Below are 18,440 nucleotides of genomic sequence, written 5' to 3'. Positions count from 1 at the left end.
TTCACATTATAAACTTGACAGAGCTCGCACAATCATGGACCTTTTCAAAATGCATTCTTTCATAGATCGGAAGTGTTCCACAATATGTCTCATCCTTTAATTTTTGATCATAACCGCATTGAACAATTCCGCAAACGCGCCTTCAAAAAAGCAAAAAAAGGACACGATTTTTTACTCTCTCTCATGGCAGAAGACCTCTATAAACGTCTTAGCACTGTTGATCGCCTCTTTACATTAGCGCTCGATTTACACAGCCATACAGATCTTGCCACGCAAGCTCTCATGAAATCTGGAAAGGTTTGTTCTATAGAACGTATTGAGACCGATACACTTTATCAAAGCCATGATAAAAAGTTTCATTTACGTCATCGAGAATTTCTTGATTTTCCTCAAAATTACTGTGATCTTATTGTTTCACTTCTTTCATTACAATTGACGAATGATACCCCTGGTGTTCTAAGCCAGATAAAAAACACTCTTAAACCAGATGGCTTATTTCTAGCTGTTATGGCGGGAGCAGGTACACTCAAAGAATTACGTGAATGTCTTCTACAAGCCGAAATTGAAATTTATGGTGGAGCAAGCCCTAGGATCTACCCTTTTGCCGACATTCGTGATGCAGGTGCTCTTTTACAGCGTGTTGGTTTTGCTCTGCCTGTAGCAGATGTTGAAGAGATTACAATACGCTATAATACAATGTTTGATCTCATAAACGATCTTAAAGCGATGGGAATGCAAAATGCGCTTACCAATCGCTCACGACGCCCTGTCTCCAAACGCTTTTTTCTCCGTGCTGCTGAAATCTATGCACAAAAATTTAGCGATCCTGATGGACGTATTCGTGCACATTTTTCTTTCATCTGGCTTTCCGGTTGGGCTCCTCACCCCAATCAACAAAAACCTCTACAACCTGGTTCGGCACAAATATCTCTGACAGATGTTTTACAACCCCAAAAAACATAACCCAAAATTATTTTTTTAAAATACTTTTATCCGTTGTCCGTAACATTTGACTGGTGATCGTTCCAGCTATCATTGAATCACTCACATTTAGAGCGGTACGTCCCATATCAATCAGCGGCTCAATAGAGATAAGCACAGCAACCAAAGTAACAGGAAGCCCCATAATTGGCAAAACAATCAATGCTGCAAAAATAGCCCCTCCCCCAACACCAGCAACCCCAATAGAACTCAACGTTACAATCCCAACAAGCGTAGCAATCCAAGTAGGATCAAGAGGATTAATCCCCATGGTCGGTGCAATCATGGTCGCAAGCATCGCTGGATAAAGACCAGCGCACCCATTTTGTCCAATTGTTGCCCCAAAAGAAGCTGCAAAACTCGCAATGGATTGCGGTACACCTATCCACCGCGTTTGCGCTTCAATATTCAAAGGAATACTTGCAGCACTTGAACGACTGCTAAAGGCAAATGTTAAAACTGGTAAAACTTTTTTGAAAAAACGAAAGGGATTTACCCCAGAAATGCCAAGCAATACACCATGTATGCCAAACATAAGGATAATACCGATATAAGAGGCGATGATAAAAACGAGTAAATTTAAAATATCTGCAATACGCGAAGTTGCTCCTACTTTTGTCATAAGAGCAAAAATACCATAAGGCGTCAAAGAAATCACAATACGAACTAACCGCATAATCCAAGCTTGTGCCACTTGAATAAACAAAAGTGCTTTTTCTCCTTTTTCCGGCTCATCTTTCTTTAAAAGAAGAACCGCTGCCCCTAAAAATGACGCAAAAATAACAACACTGATAATTGATGTACGCTTAGCTCCACTCAACTCAGCAAATGGATTTTTAGGAATCATAGACAAAATCATCTTTGGTATATTCATATCTCCAAGTTGAGAAATATGACCTTCAAGAAGAGAAGAAACATTTTGCCCTTCATGGACTAAACTACTTGCTGTTAATCCAAAAGCATTAACAACCAAAACGCCAACCAACGCTGAAAGAGCCGTTGTAATAAGCAATATTGAAATCGTTATGATACTCATCTTTCCAACAGCATAAACAGAATGTAAATGAGAAACCGCTGAAACGATAGAGATAAAAACCAGTGGCATAACAATCATTTGTAACAATAAGACATAGCCTTCACCAACAATGTTAAACCATTCAACGGATTTCAATAAAGTGGCTTCACCCTCTCCATAAAAAAACTGCAAAACACTTCCAAAAATCAAGCCAAGGATAAGCCCTAGCATAACACGGAATGAAAGACTCCATTGCATTCTCTTACTTTGGGCGACCCACAATAAAAAAATAACAAATAGAAATAAATTGATGAAAAAGTTAAATGTCATTGTCTATACCCAGTCTATACCCACTATTGTTATGATTGATGGTGAATAATATGCATAATATTAAAATTAAGGTATAAAGCTTACAAGGCTTTTAAAAAGTCATTATTTTTTAAATTTATAGATTAAAAGAGAATTTTTTATCTACGAATAACTGTTTAAAGAAAATAAATAAAATTATTTCCCTATTATTTAAAATTTACGATCTTATAAAATAGTTTAAAAAGCGAAATATAAACAAAATTCATTGCATCTTAATACCGAATAATTCCAACGTATCTTATCCTATCAATGTCCTTATTGCTCTCTTTTGCCCTTTGAATTGAAAAGAGCTCTCTTTAAAAGATTCATTAACAAAAGAACACTCATGAATTATTCTGGAGAGTAAACCATCAAGCTCCTCTTACCAATTTTATGGATAGCGCTCTCAAAAGCTTTGATCACCCCTTTAAATGTAACTTCTTTTATTGAAAATACCTATTATACATTCTTTCTTTGCCCTCAATGAGAGCTTTTGGGGAAAGTTTTTTTGTTTTTCGAAATTATTTTTATAGACATAAAAATACGCCCTCTCAATAACAAAAAAATCGCAAATGTGAAGGCTTTAAAAGCCACAATGCCTATAAAATGAAACACAATTAAAAATACATAATATTGATTAATACAACCTAAAACACAATACCAACAAAAATATCCTATATCCTGTCGATATAACCAAGTTAAGTGATATCAACCGTCATAATAGCTGTATTCAATATCGGTCTATTTATCAAAGATAAGGAGTTAAATCACTCATGAAACGTACCATGGCATTTATTGTGTTATCTTCTCTATTGATACTTGTGTTTGCTGTATTAATATCACTCGGATATACGAAAGTGAACGATCTGAATCTGTACAATGGACTTTATCAGTCATACCTCAATAAAAACTGTAGAGATTCAGAATATCGCGACAAAGAGGAAATAGTAAAAGAATATATCAAAATGTTTTAGAGTAAGATAGAACCCGTCACATCGATAAAATAGGATAAGGAATCGTTTTAGAAATATTTAATAGAATGAAAAATTGAATCTTCATAATTAGATATTTTAAGGTATTACCCCAAGATACTTGTTTTTTGTGGGTGTTTTATTTTATTTAGGTAAAGAATTTCAATATAAAGGCTTGCTAAGTCGTCGAATAGGATGCCATTTGATTTATTAAGGGAAAACACCCCTCTCTCGCAGAACTCTAAGCAGACTTTAGTAATTAGATGTTTGAATACGTAAAAAAATCTAGATTCTCCAACGGGCATTAATCGAAAAGAACAAACATACTGTCTAGAGAAAATAATCCCCTGTAATTTCCCTACCCGTTTTAAAATTGCATGCATGATGACTGTATAATTATATCATATCATGATAAAAAAGGCATAAGAGCCCCCACACAGTCTTGCTATTAAAAACGGAAGCAATAAACTGTGAAGAAGTGTACTCTACGTTTTAAAAAAATAAAAGAAGTGTTTGTGACTCACAAGCGTAACGAGCTAAGTTTTTGTATTTTATTCTATAGAATAAAATACTTCATGTTTCTATAAGCAATAACAGTGAGACTATTGAACGAAAATAATGTTTTTTATCCCCTATTTTAAAGCGAAAAAATTATTTTCTGCCCTATTCATAAAGGGAATGAGCCAAGTGGATAAAAAAATGTTCGATAACAAGCTAAATAGATCAAATCATCTTTAGCACAAAGATATAACATGGAGGCTCTGGAAATACCGTGATTGTAGTAATCTGCAGTATTCAAGAAATTTTTGTATTGTATCCCTTTATGAGAAATGTTGAAAGCAAGAGGGATATTCTCTTTAAAGACAAGTGAGTGAATAAACCACTACGATGATATGCATTGTTAAGAAAATACAAAGTGTCTTTTCCTCAAATTTAATAGGCATATTCTAAAAATACAGGTTCAACAGACTCATCCCAAATAGAAGAGTAATGGGATAAAAGTTTTTCAGCATCTGTTTGCCCCGTTACCACAACTTCTTCTAAAGGATTAAGGAATTTTGTTTCATCAAAACCATTTACATCATACTGTTTGCGATTTTTTAAGCCTTTGTGCGCAATAGCGATAGTTTGACGGGCTAATTCTAAAAGAATGGTTTGACGAAAAGGAGTTTTTAACCCTTCTTTGGGAACACGTTGACGCATTTCTAAAACTTCTTCAAAACACCAATCTTTGGTCAAAGCCTCTGCCTCGTTAAGCGCTTCTCTATCATAAAGAAGCCCAACCCAAAAAGCCGACAATGCGCAGATGCGCTTCCAAGAACCGCAATCAGCTCCTCTCATTTCTAAAAATCTTTTTAAGCGGACTTCAGGAAATAACGTTGATAAGTGATTAATCCAATCTCCCATGTTTGGAATTGAATTTGCAACTTGTCCTCTTAATGCTCCATTCATAAACTGACGAAACGTTATATGTGTACAATCATAATAATGACCATCACGTACAACAAAATACATAGGAACATCAAGGGCCCATTCAACGTAATCAGCAAAACCAAAACGCTCAGAAAATATAAAGGGAAGAACCCCTGTCCTCTGATTATCTGTATCACGCCAAATTTCAGAACGCCATGACAAAAAGCCATTTGGGCGTCCTTCTGTAAAAGGCGAACTTGCAAATAATGCGGTCACAACGGATTGTAACTTCATGGATACTTGCATTTTTCTCCGCATATCGCTTTCAGAGGAAAAATCAAGATTAACCTGAACTGTTGATGTACGATACATCATATTAAGACCATTATGCCCGACTTTCGGCATATAATCAGTCATAATTTGATAACGTGATTTCGGCATTTTCGGTGTTTCAGCTAACGTCCACTTTGGGCTAGCGCCTATCCCCAAAAAACCAATACCCAATGGTTCTGCAATTTTTTTGAGAAGAGATAAATGTTCCATCAACTCGTGATACGTATCACCTACTGTTTTTAATGGTGCTCCAGATAATTCAAACTGTCCCCCAGGTTCCAAAGAAATAGCCCCCTGATCAACGGGTCCTACGAGCCCAATAATATTCCCTTCATCTAAAATAGGTTTCCATCCTAAAGCGCTTTGCATCCCTTCTAATAGCGTTCTGATTCCCCTCTCACCATCATAAGGAACAGGACGAAACCCCTCTCTATAAAACGGAAACTTTTCATGTTCTGTACCAATACGCCAATCATCTTCTGCTTTATACCCTCCTTGGAAATAGCTAACCAAGGAATCTAAGTTATAAACTTCACTTTCATCCATTATATCAAGTGCCATAACTTATCGTATCCTACCATTGGTGTTATCATCTTCAATGAATTATTTAGAATGATTTTACAGACATCTCAATCCATTGACCAATCCCCCACGGTAGCATTAAGAAGAGCCAAAGCCGCAACAGCGGCAGTGTCAGCGCGTAAAATGCGTGGACCTAATGACATTGGAACCACAAAGGGATGCTTTTTTAAAAAGCTCCGCTCTTCTTCACTAAACCCACCTTCTGGTCCAATGAGAACACCTGGCGTTGTAACGTTACGCTTTTTAAAAGAAGGTAATGGATTAGGCGATTTATGCTCTTCATCACAAAAGAATAAAGGCTGTGTCTCATCCCAACGTTCTAAAAGCTCTGCTAGTGATAGAGCCGATACGCATTCAGGGAGAGATAAAATGCCACACTGTTCAGAAGCTTCGATAACATTGGCTTCCATACGAGCCATATTGATACGCGTAACCTGCGTATGATGCGTTATAACAGGCTGCAAAATCGATGCCCCCATTTCAACCGCTTTCTGCACCATATAATCCAAGCGCGCGTTTTTGAGTGGAGCAAAGCAATAAATAAGATTGGAATGTGTCGTTTGTAATCTTTCTTGATGAATAAGCTGAACCACAACAAATTTTTTCTTAACAATGATAAGTTTAGCAAGCCACTCACCATCCTGTCCATTAAAAATTAGAATTTCCGCTCCTTCTTTCATCCGCAAAACATGCATAAGATAAGAAGCTTGTGCCCCCTCTATCTTTATTTCTTCATTCAAAGCTAATGTCTGTCGGATAAACAATCTTTTAAGTTTATAATTTATGCGCATAAAATCTTGCCAATGCTCACTATCGTCATCAAGAAAAGAAAAAAATATATAACAAAAAGAAAAAATTATATCTATAGAGCTATAATACATTAAAGAATTATAGAGTTTTTTAGCTTTATGAGATAATGGTGGGAACCAATAGATCGTTAAGTGATTCTGCTTTCATAAAAGTTTAAATAATACACCATTCATCTTTGCATTCAGTGACTGATGCATCAATGGAGAAAAGATATGTCTGCTAAAAAAGCTACCATTATTACGATTACAACCCTCTTGGCCTTTATTTTGATTACGGTGGGAATTGGTTCTGTTGGAGCAGATGGAAAGCATACAGTTACCAAAGATGGCTATGGTATTTCTTCTCAGATTCAATAAGCACTGGCCGATATGTCTTTAAAGTTTTAATGCAATAAAATGTTTTTTAGAAATTTTCTGAGATTTGTACTCATATTATAAATCTCTTGTATTTGAAAGATTCCATAGAGAGGCGTTTTTATTTGTCTCTTCAATCTTTTATCTACATACTAATTGCTTCTGATGACGGAGAGGAAAAATTTTGGTTTCATCACGAATAGATTTAAAATGAGAGAATCTTACGATATTGAAATCTCTTATTTTAATTTAAAGATGACTTTAAATTGCAAATAGACGAATTATGATTATAGAATCATATTTTATACAGATGAAAAACAATGCTCAATCTGTATCAATGTCTTTTGTAATCAAAAAATTACCATGATCTTGTCCTTTAGAGCTCAGCGAAAATGTAGAAGGCCATGCAAGGCTGTTAGCAAGGCATTGGACATCTTTACATAAAGTTTCTGAGCTGTGGTTTTTGTGTAATTGTGCCTGTAATATCAATTCATTCTGCTGCCCTTGAGCAATAGCCATGGTAATCGCCCCCTGTATAGATAAACTCAAGTCTTCTGTACGCATCAATGACTCGGTTACCTTCATCATCCCTTCTGAAAAGCTTGCCTGAATATCCCAGTGATCAAAATTTGTAGAGAGAGAATCATTACTTGTTAAAAGAAATTGTTGTTTGTTTGAAAGTTTTGTTTGTAATTCATTCAAATCATACCCTAAGAGCCAGCCAGAAGACATCTTCAATGTTAATCCACCCTGCATCTTTGTAAAAACTTCCATCCAAGAATCCGCAAGTGTTTGTATCGTTGTGGTAAAATTTGTTTTACTCTGCACAAATGGAATAAATCCTAAGGCTTCTAAAGCCTCCTGCGTATCAATAGAAGACCCTGACATCGTTCCTCCAATACGTATTTTCTGTCCAGATGGTGTAACTTCAATATTACTTTGAACAGACCCACCCCAAATATTGACATGTCCAAGATCAAAAATCCCACGCCCATTTCTTATTTGTATCGCAGCAGCTAAATTTGTGAGTGGAATATTTCCTATTTTGGCTTGTGGCGCAGAAAGTCGTATATCCACCCCTATACGATCAAAAAGCGCCATATCAAAGAATGAATTTTTCTTTTTAACGGAAAAAAACATTGAGCCTAAGAGGTTGAGGTCTAGGTTATCAAATGCTAAAGAGCCCATGACATTTGGTACATAATCTTGAAAATCAAGTTTCAAAGCCCCACGCGCATTGGCTTTCCCCATCGTAAATGTAACATTATTCATTTGAATATGCATTGGTCGCGCTAAAAAATGAGATTCCCATACAATGGGTATTTTTAATCTATGTCCCCAAAAATGAGTTCCTCCAACCCAAGACAAAGTTTGATTCCAGCCCGGAGAACGCATCGACACCTTTCCGTCAAAAATATAATATTCAGATAACCGAGCCTGTCCTGTAAAAGTTATCCCTCCACGCACAGAGTTAAGACTTGCCTTAATCTGGCTTTTTCCTCCTGCCAAAAGCAACAATGCTTGAGAAGCATCGATTGATAATTTTGTAAATTCTCCGCGCCAACGAGCATCTGCACGCAACCGTATTTCCTGTGTCGATTCAGACCAATCTAAAGTCGCATTTAACCCTGTTATTTTTTCTGCTACTCCTGAAAGGCTATCATGATACACAAGGGCGCCATTTTCAATAAAAACCCGCCCAAAAGGTTGTTTTAAAAGATGCTCTATCTCTGGATGTTCAGGGTTATGTTTTAATATTTCACGCGCCTTGCGTATGGCTAACCCTAAGGCACCTTGCGAGCGAGAAAATCGATCAAAAAAATCTGCCATTGTTTTAACGGGCTTTTCCATAACAAATTGAGGACGCACAATCCGCGTCTCTGAAAAAGAAACACGTCCCCAAAGAAGATCAACGACAGAAAGATCAACTTCTATTGATTCAGCTTCCATTAATGGCGCAACATCATCTATTTTTGATGATAAAGTAACACCGGAAAGCAACGCTTTAGGATAAGGAAAAAGATTTAACCGCGGTGGATCACGCAATTGCACATTATAGCCTGTCCATGCACTCAACTCTTGCGCTAAACGAACACGAATCATATCCGTAGAAACAAGATAAGGTAAAACGAAAATCCCCACTCCAAATAAAAAGATAATTGTAATAAAAATTCCGCTCAAAAATTTTATTATTCTGATGCGCACAATATCCCTCTATACCTATCCCCTAGAACAGATTGAAAATAAACTTAAATAATCGTTAAAAGGCTTTTTATAACCCTATAATTGACCATACCCATTTTGTATTTTCATTATTTTTGTTCTTTATCCAAAGTTTATTCAAACAGCAATATTGCTGCTTCTTTATAAAGCAATTATTTAAAAGTATTCTAAAACGATAAATCCACAACATTATTAAGCCATTCTTACTGTTCTCATATGAATATTGCTATAAAACTCTATCGTATTATTAGAAAATGCTTTACAAAAAAACAAATAGCCTTACCGAAAGGGTCTCTCTCATGAATAATATTATCGACGGAAAAAAACTTGCTGAAGAGATTATTGTGAAAGTTAAGGCTGAAACCATAAAACTCCGCAATAACTATAATATACAACCTGGTATCGCTGTTATTATCGTTGGAGACGATCCTGCAAGCCAAGTCTATGTCGCTTCAAAAAATAAAAAAGCTGAAGAATGTGGATTTCTTTCCATCAAACATGTCGTTTCCAAAGAAACACAAGAAAAAGAGCTCCTTCAGCTTATTGCAACGTTAAATTCTGATCCAAAAATTCATGGTATTTTGGTCCAGCTGCCTCTCCCTGCCCATATCAATACAAACCGCATAACACAAGCCGTTGCTTTCCAAAAAGATGTTGATGGTTTCCATTATGTCAATGTAGGAAAACTCGCAGCAAATGCACTTGAAGATGCTATTATTCCCTGTACACCAGCTGGTGCTATGATGATGATTGAACAACACTGTGGGCGAGATTTATCTGGGCTTGATGCTGTCGTTGTTGGACGCTCTAATATTGTTGGCAAACCTATGGCTGCCCTTTTAACTGCAGCCAATGCTACTGTGACAATTGCCCACAGTCGTACCCGTGACCTTGATGATGTCTGTCGGAGTGCCGATATTCTCGTAGCAGCTGTAGGTCGCCCACAAATGATAAAAAAAGACTGGATTAAAAAGGATGCTATTGTTATTGATGTAGGCATTAATCGCATTCCAGCTCCAGAAAAAGGTGTAGGAAAAACCCATCTTATTGGGGATGTCGATTTTGAAAACGTAAAAGAAAAAGCTGCTGCAATCACTCCTGTTCCAGGAGGTGTTGGCCCCATGACTATTGCCATGCTTATGGTTAATACACTTAAAGCCGCCGCCCGATTACACAATCTTCCTATACCAAAATTCTAAGAATTGTAACAATTCATTGTACATGGTTGCATTACACGTCGTTCATCTTGTTTCTTTTTGCATTCCTCAAGTCATAAAAACAGATGCCCCCTGATCTGCACGATTAACCGATTGACGAAAAACACGAAAGAGTTCACGTCCAACACCCTGTTCGTTTTTTGTAAGATCAGGAGGTGTGATTGTTCGTGCGTTAAATTTTGCTAAATCCTCTAAAAGAGTTAATTTACCCCCATGAACATCAAGGAAAACAATGTCACCATCTTGCAAACGTGCAATGGGACCATTATCCAAAGCTTCTGGCGTCACATGGATGGCAGAAGGAATTTTTCCTGATGCTCCGGACATACGGCCATCCGTTATTAATGCTATCCTTTGACCGCGATCTTGTAAAACGCCTAAAATGGTTGTTAATTTATGAAGTTCTGGCATACCATTGGCTTTTGGTCCTTGATAGCGAATAACAGCGATAAAATCTTTATCATGCAACGCACCAGATTGAAAAGATTTTTGGAGCTCCTCTTGATCATTAAAGACAAGGACTGGTGCTTTAATTTGCCAATATTCTGGTTTAACAGATGAAACTTTTATAATAGCGGTTCCCAAATCTCCCGATAAAACACGAAGCCCCCCCTCAGATTGAAATGGTTTTTTCCACCCTGCTAACACCTTATGATCACCACTTTCCTTAAGAGCAGCTTCACGCACCACACAGCCATCCGCAGAAAGCTTTGCTTCAATTGCATAAGCATGGAGATCTTTACCAAAAACTGTAGAAACATCTTCATGCACTAAACCGGCCTCAATAAGCTCGCGAATAATAAATCCTATTCCCCCTGCTGCATAAAAATGATTGATATCAGCCAAACCATTCGGATAAATTCGCGCTAAAAGAGGCACATGGCATGAAATTTCCGCAATATCATGCCATGTCAATTGAATACCGCAAGCCGCAGCGATAGCTATCAAATGAATCGTATGATTGGTAGAGCCTCCTGTTGCATTTAATCCTACAATGGCATTCACAAAAGAACGCTCATCAATGATCATACCAAGTGGTCTATAATGATCACCAAGATCGGTCATTTCAAGTACACGCTTTGTCGCTTCTTTTGTTAAAGCATCACGCAATGGTGTATTCGCATTGACAAAAGAAGCTCCCGGCATATGCAGCCCCATCATCTCTAGTATCACCTGATTTGAGTTAGCCGTTCCATAGAATGTACATGTTCCTGGTCCATGATAAGAACGAGCTTCTGATTCCAAGAGTGTCTGGCGATCTATTTTATTTTCCGCGTAAAGTTGACGTATTTTTGCTTTTTCATCATTCCCTTGACCTGTTGTCATAGGACCAGCGGGTATAAAGATTCCTGGTAAGTGACCAAATGTTAGTGCTCCAATCAATAAACCGGGGACGATTTTATCACACACCCCAAGATACAAAGCTGCATCAAAGACATCGTGTGATAAGCTTATCGCTGTCGCCATTGCAATCACTTCACGCGAAAAAAGGGAAAGCTCCATCCCCCTATTCCCCTGCGTAACACCATCACACATCGCAGGAACTCCCCCTGCTACCTGTGCAACAGCACCAACCATACGGGCTGCCTCTTTAATTAAGTGAGGAAACTTTTCAAAAGGTTGATGGGCTGAAAGTATATCGTTATATGCCGTGATAATGCCGATATTCCCAACGATATTTTCCTTCAAGCGCTCTTTGTCTATTGCACCACAAGCAGCAAAACCATGAGCCTGATTAGCACATCCCAAAAAACTCCGCTTGGGACGGTGAGCCTGTGCATTCGCAATACGATCTAAATAAATTTCTCGTGTAGGTCGAGAGCGTTCATAAATCCTTCGTGTAACTGTGGCAATTGTCTTGGAAAGTGCCATATTTATTTCCCCCTTCATTGATACTCCCCTCATTCATTAAAGAAAGAGTGCGTTTCTATTCACCTTGTGTCTCATCTTCTAATTCACTTATTTCATTTTCTGCTGGCGACCAATAAACCTGCACAAGATGAGGAGAATTACGCAAAATCGCCCGAATGGGCATTTCTATTTCAGCTCCATCTTGACAAGCTTCTTCAAAACAATGGCGTTTCTGAAAACCTTCGAAATGGAGAATAATGCAACGAGATTGCATTATGACTGGCAGCGTTAGTGAGAGTCTTGGCTCAACAGCATTCTTGGAATGAAGTGGTAAAACAAGTGCTTGTGTTCGAAGATCAAGTGCTTGCTTTAAACGATCAGCATCAGGAAAAAAGGAAGCCGTATGTCCATCAATCCCCATTCCTAAAACAACAACATCAAAGGGTTTGGGCAAAGTATTAACACGACTTGCTGCTGAAAAAGCAGCAAGTTCAACGGTGCGTGCCTTATGATAAAGTCCTACAAAACGTGCTTTCGTTGCAAAATTTTGTAACAAATAACGCTGTACCGTATGTTCATTTGAACGTTCATCATGTATAGGGACAAAACGTTCATCAACCAAAGTGATAATGATATTTTGCCAATCAATATCCGCTTTTGATAAATAATGAAAAAACAATTCTGGTGTTTTACCACCAGACACTGCTAAAATCGCGCGCTTGCGCTCCAGAACAGCTACACTAAGCTCTGCAGCAACACGATCAGCCAACGCTAAAGCAAGTGTTGTGGGGGTTTCAAAATTTAAACGATCAATATTCATTCCATGCATACTTATTGCTTATTATTCTAAACTAAATTATTCCATGTACGCCTATCACGTTCCATCAAAACTGTGGAAGCAGATGGCCCCCATGATCCCGCGCTATATTCATAAATAGGCTGCTTTATTGCTTGCCACCCCTCAAGAATAGGATCAATCCAACGCCAAGCTGCTTCAACTTCGTCACGACGCATAAAGAGTGTTTGATCTCCGCGAATAACATCCATCAATAAGCGTTCATAAGCATCAGGATTACGCTGAGAAAATGCAGAGGCAAAACTCATATCCAAAGGAATATGACGAAATCGCATACCGCCAGGACCTGGATCCTTAATCATCAACCATTGTTTGACGCCTTCATCAGGCTGGAGACGAATAACAAGTCGATTAGAAAAAATCTCATCCGAATCTACATTAAAAATATTATGAGGAATAGGTTTAAATACAACAACAATTTCAGACATTCGCGTGAACATGCGCTTACCCGTTCGTAAATAAAAAGGCGTATTTGCCCAACGCCAATTATTAATCTTAACCTTCAATGCTGCAAATGTTTCGCTCCTACTCTCCTCTTTTCCAAGATCATCAAGATAAGAACCTACAGAAACACCATTTGATAGACCAGCCATATACCGCCCACGCACAGTGTTCTGCTCTACATTATGCACATCAAGAGGTGTTAAAGAATGCAAAACTTTAAGTTTTTCATCACGCACAGCATTGGCACTGTGGATAAATGGTATTTCCATCGCAACCAAACAAAGCAGCTGCAGCATATGGTTTTGAACCATATCGCGTAGAGCACCAGTACTCTCATAATATTCTGTACGCCCCTCCAATCCTAAAGATTCAGCAACGGTTATCTGAACATGATCAATATAGTTGGAATTCCATAGCGGTTCATAAAATGTATTCGCAAATCGCAATGCCATTAAATTTTGAACAGTTTCCTTGCCAAGATAATGATCAATGCGGAAGATCTGTTCTTCATTAAAAACACTTGCAAATGCATCATTAAGCAAAACAGCTGTTTTTGCATTACAACCAATTGGTTTTTCAATGATAATTCGTGTTTGTGGTGTCACCAAATTGCGTTTCCCCAACTTCATCGCAATATCAGCAAAAAGCGACGAACCAACAGCCAAATAAAAAGCGCGAATATCCGCTGAATCTTGGGACAGCAGCAATGCAAGATCTTGCCATCCTTGATGTGAAGTAATATCAACAGAAACATAAGTTAAACGTGCAAGAAAACGATGAAGTTCAATTTGGTTAAGATCTTTTGGATGAACATGTTTTTCTAAAGAAGCACAAACAAAATTTTGATACTCTTCGTTGTTCCATGCAGAACGCGCAATCCCAATAATACGCGTTGGCTCACTCAATTGCCCAACACACTGACAATGATAGAGAGCAGGCATAAGTTTGCGTGAGGCCAGATTACCATTGCCACCAAAAACAATACAATCAAAGGGAGAAACTGGAATAATTTTACTTACCATGAACTTATTTATTTTTCTATTCGATTATGAAATCCCATATTACTTATAAAAGCTTCCATCATTAAAACAGACAGAACCTAAATAAGCCATTAATTTTCTCCATTTCAATCAATGTTTCTATTAAAGGCGATCCATTAAAGAAAACCAACGCATTGCTAAAAATATAAGCGGATAACGCAAAACGCTTCCTCCCGGAAAAGATGAAATCTTTAAGTCCTGAAAAGGGACAAAACGTTCATGATTCCCAGTCAACCATTCTGCGTACAATTTTCCCATAAAAGGAGCAAGCATAACGCCATGCCCTGAATAACCGCCACAATAAGTCATCCTTGAGAAAAGTTGGCGAATATAAGGCATACGTTCAACCGTAATGGCAACCGTTGCCCCCCAACGATGGCTGAGATTGATAGAGGATAATTGGGGATAAATTTCAGCAATTTGCCGTTTTATTCGTGCATCTAAATTTACAGGATTCTTATTATTATAACTTTCTACACCACCAAATAAGAGACGATTATCAATGCTTTTGCGAAAATAGCGAACCATAAAACGGGAATCATCAACCGATTCACCCCCCATGAGAATTGAGCTGTTCTTTGGTAATGGTTCCGTTGCTCCAATATAAGAGCGAATAGAAACAATATTTTTCTGAACAAAACGCTGAAGCCCAAGTTTATACCCATTCGTTGCGAGTAAAACATGCTCTGCTGTTATACTCCCTTTTTCTGTTATCACTTTCCAATGAGCTCCCCTGCTCTTCATGGTTGTTACTTGTGTCTTTTCATAAAGTTTAGCACCAGCATCTTTGGCTCTTTTTGCCAATCCAACAATCAATTTTAAGGGATTTATATGACCGGTATCCGCATCATAAATACCACCACAATAAAAAGACGATCCAAGTCGCTCAGATGTTTCAGCCCTATCCATAAAAGTAAGCGCATGATAGCCATAACGCTGCATTGCCTCAATATGCTGTTGATAAGAGAAAAGCTCACGCCTTTTATGGGTTACAGAAAGCTGCCCTGCCATAAAATCGCATTGAAAATCAGGCATCGCGCATAAAGATAAAATATCTCTTTTAGCTTCTTCTGCTAAATCAAACAGCACTTTACTACGCTCAAAACCATATTTTTTTTCTAATGTTTCGACCCATTGCCGTTGTCCCGTTCCCAGTTGACCACCATTGCGTCCCGAAGCACCATCACCAAAACGTGATGCTTCAAACAAAACAACGTCTACTCCAGCATTCGCTAAATGATAAGCAGCTGAAAGGCCTGTAAACCCACCTCCAATAATAACCACATCACACTGTCTATCTTCACAAAAAGAAGGATAAGAGGAGCGCTCTTTTAAAGTATCTTCATACCAAGAAATTCCTGGAGAAATTGGATTAGAGCCAATCATCGTGATAAACCTCAAACATTAAGCAAGAGATATTCGCGCTCCCACGGGCTAATCACTTCCATAAAAGTTTCAAACTCTTGTCGTTTGATTGCAGCATAAGTACTAACAAACACATCTCCTAGAATAGCACGTATTTCTGTATCTTGTTCAAATAAATTAACCGCTTCAATAAGACCACGGGGTAACTCAATATTATCAGCATTTACATTATTTGTTGTTGGCTCATCCGGTTCAATTTTTTGTTGTAAACCAATGAGACCACAGGCTAAAGAAGCTGCAAGGGCTAAATAAGGATTCGCATCTGATGAAGGAAGTCTATTCTCGACACGTCGCGCTTGAGGAGCAGAACGAGGAACACGAAATGCTGTGGTACGATTATCATATCCCCATCGCAAATTAACAGGTGCTGAAACATCCGGCATAAGACGTCGGTAAGAATTTACATAAGGTGCAAGCATGACAAGTCCTCCCGCCATATGTCTTTGTAATCCACCAATAAAATGGCGAAAACAAATACTTTCTCCACCGTCTTCCTGCGTGAAAATATTCATCCCTGTCTTCTTATTAACGACTGATTGGTGAATATGCATCGCAGAGCCCGGCTGCCCTTGAATGGGCTTAGCCATAAAAGTTGCATACATATTATGTTTAAGAGCTGCTTCACGAATTGTGCGTTTGAACATAAAAACTTGATCCGCCAATTCAATCGGATCGCCATGGCGTAAATTGATTTCAAACTGACCTGCCCCTTCCTCGTGAATAAGCGTATCAATCTCCAATCCTTGCGCTTCCGAAAAATGATAAATATCATCAATGAATTCATCAAACTCATTCACACCGGCGATCGAATAGCCCTGTCCTCCACCAATTGAACGTCCAGAACGACCAACAGGAGGAACTAAAGGATAATCCGGATCAGGATTTTTCTCTACTAAATAAAACTCAATTTCTGGTGAAACAACTGGTTTTAGACCCATTTGCGTATAAAAATTGACTACTTTTCGCAAAACATTTCGCGGTGTATAATCGACAACCTGTCCATTTTGATAGACAAGATCACAAATCACCTGCGCTGTAGGAGCATCTTCCCATGGTACAATACTTAACGTAGACAAATCAGGCTCAAGACGCAGATCGCCATCGGTTTTGGGATATTCAAAACCATGGCCATCTTCAGGATAATCTCCTGAAATTGTTGCCATAAAAACCGCTGAAGGTAGCGCTAATGATGTTTCTGAAGTAAATTTTTTAGAAAGCATCATCTTGCCACGTGGTACACCTGCTTGATCAGGTGTAATACACTCAATATCTTCTACATTACGAAAAGAAAGCCATTGTAAAACTTGCTGCCAGTTGCTTACACCACGCAAATTTTTAAGAAAACCAGAAACAGGCTTAGAATCCTTACTTTTTATTTGTTTACCATTTTTCACAGCCATAACACACCAACTTAAAACACAATCAAGCCCCGCTATTATGGTACCATCCCATGCATGAAAGTCATAAAAAAATTTTAATCAACTTAATTTTTATAGAATATATAACGTCTATCAAAGCAAAATCGTTCTTATCACCATTATAAGCTGCTGATTATATCAAACATGATGGGGGAATGATCCTGCACGCAATATATCGCGTGCTAATCTTCTTCTTATATAAACAGTGCAAACGAACGTGAATCATTGTCCTTAGCCTTTTGCCAATATCGTTTGACAGCCAACAGAAAATTCGTAACATTCAGCAGCAAAAGACGCGTTTTAAGAAGGTATCAGATGCCCCCCTAAAAAAATAATCAGCCGCAATAGCACTGCAGAATTTCTGATTTTCACTCAACAAGCTGGTGAAAACAGCATCAAAGTTCGCTATGAAAATGAGACAATCTGGCTTAGTCAAAAGCTTATGGCAGGGTTATTCAGCGTAGATGTACGTACAATCAGTGAATATTTAAAAAATATATTTGAATCTCAAGAATTAGATGAAAATTCAGTTATCCGGATTTTCCGGATAACTGCCTCTGACGGTAAAAGCTATAATACTCAATTTTATAACCTCGATGCCATTATTGCTGTTGGATATCGGGTTAACTCAAAACACGCAACACAATTTCGACAATGGGCGACGCAAATATTACGTGATTTTGCAATTAGAGGCTATGTCTTAGACAAAAAGCGCCTTGAAAACGGCCAAACCCTTAATGAAAATTATTTCGAACATTTACTCGCTGAAATAAGAGAAATTCGCCTTAGTGAACGGCGTTTTTATCAAAAAATTACAGATATTTATACAACCAGTATAGATTATAACAAAGATGCACCAACGACACGCGAGTTTTTCGCAAAAGTTCAGAATAAATTGCATTTTGCTGTGCACGGACACACAGCAGCGCAACTGATGTTTAAGCGAGCAGACAGCAAAAAAGAACATATGGGCTTAGCAACGTGTGAGAATTCTCCACATGGTAAAATTGTAAAAACCGATGTTACAATTGCTAAAAACGACCGAACACAAGATGAACTTAAGCAGCTTGGCTTAATTGTTAATGCTTATCTTGATTTAGTAGAGAGCCGCGCAGAGCGAAAAATACCGCATCGTTCAGGATAAGTTATTTGAATCTGAT

Annotated in this window: 13 protein-coding genes; 4 read left to right on the top strand and 9 right to left on the bottom strand. The window is 38.1% G+C overall.

What is annotated here, in order from left to right; genetic code table 11:
* Window positions 1-84 precede the first annotated feature (84 nt).
* The gene (locus BTR_RS02905) at window positions 85-963 is read left to right on the top strand and encodes a methyltransferase domain-containing protein (RefSeq protein WP_012231139.1); all 879 of its coding nucleotides are present in this window, start codon (window positions 85-87) and stop codon (window positions 961-963) included.
* 7 nt (window positions 964-970) lie between these two features.
* On the opposite strand, the gene BTR_RS02900 is transcribed toward BTR_RS02905, so the two are convergent.
* From BTR_RS02900 to BTR_RS02885, 3 genes are all read right to left on the bottom strand, one after another.
* On the bottom strand, window positions 971-2,326 hold the full coding sequence (locus BTR_RS02900; RefSeq protein WP_012231138.1) for an L-cystine transporter: 1,356 nt from the start codon (window positions 2,324-2,326) through the stop codon (window positions 971-973).
* Window positions 2,327-4,248: 1,922 nt separating this feature from the next.
* Window positions 4,249-5,622 (bottom strand): glutamate--cysteine ligase, encoded by a 1,374-nt coding sequence (locus BTR_RS02890; protein WP_012231137.1) that lies wholly within the window; start codon window positions 5,620-5,622, stop codon window positions 4,249-4,251.
* A 68-nt stretch (window positions 5,623-5,690) separates the two neighbouring features.
* On the bottom strand, window positions 5,691-6,434 hold the full coding sequence (locus BTR_RS02885; protein ID WP_012231136.1) for a 16S rRNA (uracil(1498)-N(3))-methyltransferase: 744 nt from the start codon (window positions 6,432-6,434) through the stop codon (window positions 5,691-5,693).
* 231 nt (window positions 6,435-6,665) lie between these two features.
* Between BTR_RS02885 and BTR_RS13100 the strand changes: the two genes are divergently transcribed.
* Complete coding sequence (locus BTR_RS13100; RefSeq protein WP_005773989.1) at window positions 6,666-6,809, top strand: hypothetical protein; 144 nt, start codon at window positions 6,666-6,668, stop codon at window positions 6,807-6,809.
* A 321-nt stretch (window positions 6,810-7,130) separates the two neighbouring features.
* On the opposite strand, the gene BTR_RS02880 is transcribed toward BTR_RS13100, so the two are convergent.
* The gene (locus tag BTR_RS02880) at window positions 7,131-9,011 is read right to left on the bottom strand and encodes an AsmA family protein (protein ID WP_012231129.1); all 1,881 of its coding nucleotides are present in this window, start codon (window positions 9,009-9,011) and stop codon (window positions 7,131-7,133) included.
* Between the two features lie 317 nt (window positions 9,012-9,328).
* Between BTR_RS02880 and folD the strand changes: the two genes are divergently transcribed.
* Complete coding sequence (gene folD / locus BTR_RS02875) at window positions 9,329-10,228, top strand: bifunctional methylenetetrahydrofolate dehydrogenase/methenyltetrahydrofolate cyclohydrolase FolD (RefSeq protein WP_012231128.1); 900 nt, start codon at window positions 9,329-9,331, stop codon at window positions 10,226-10,228.
* A 66-nt stretch (window positions 10,229-10,294) separates the two neighbouring features.
* Here the strand turns inward: folD and edd are convergent, their stop codons facing one another.
* The 5 genes from edd to BTR_RS02850 all read right to left on the bottom strand — a co-directional run bounded on the left by edd (window position 10,295) and on the right by BTR_RS02850 (window position 17,262).
* Entirely contained in the window at window positions 10,295-12,118 is a 1,824-nt protein-coding gene (gene edd / locus BTR_RS02870; protein ID WP_038473347.1) for a phosphogluconate dehydratase, read from the bottom strand.
* A gap of 55 nt (window positions 12,119-12,173) precedes the next feature.
* Window positions 12,174-12,926, bottom strand: a complete 753-nt coding sequence (pgl, locus tag BTR_RS02865) for a 6-phosphogluconolactonase (RefSeq protein ID WP_012231126.1) — start codon at window positions 12,924-12,926, stop codon at window positions 12,174-12,176.
* A gap of 17 nt (window positions 12,927-12,943) precedes the next feature.
* A complete protein-coding gene (gene zwf / locus BTR_RS02860; protein WP_012231125.1) occupies window positions 12,944-14,419 on the bottom strand; it encodes a glucose-6-phosphate dehydrogenase in 1,476 nt (491 codons plus the stop codon).
* 120 nt (window positions 14,420-14,539) lie between these two features.
* Window positions 14,540-15,823, bottom strand: coding sequence for an NAD(P)/FAD-dependent oxidoreductase (locus tag BTR_RS02855; protein WP_012231124.1), 1,284 nt, complete (start codon window positions 15,821-15,823; stop codon window positions 14,540-14,542).
* 11 nt (window positions 15,824-15,834) lie between these two features.
* Window positions 15,835-17,262, bottom strand: a complete 1,428-nt coding sequence (locus BTR_RS02850) for a glutamine synthetase family protein (RefSeq protein WP_012231123.1) — start codon at window positions 17,260-17,262, stop codon at window positions 15,835-15,837.
* Between the two features lie 460 nt (window positions 17,263-17,722).
* Here BTR_RS02850 and rhuM point away from each other — a divergent pair, with 460 nt between their 5' ends.
* Window positions 17,723-18,424: a RhuM family protein gene (gene rhuM / locus BTR_RS02845; RefSeq protein ID WP_012231122.1), complete on the top strand. Its 702-nt coding sequence runs from the start codon at window positions 17,723-17,725 to the stop codon at window positions 18,422-18,424.
* The last annotated feature ends 16 nt before the right edge of the window (window positions 18,425-18,440 follow it).

Origin of the sequence: Bartonella tribocorum CIP 105476 (assembly GCF_000196435.1) — a bacterium.
Classification (GTDB): Bacteria; Pseudomonadota; Alphaproteobacteria; order Rhizobiales; family Rhizobiaceae; genus Bartonella; species Bartonella tribocorum.
Note: the sequence above shows the minus strand (reverse complement) of the source record. Positions and strands in the feature narration are given on the sequence as shown.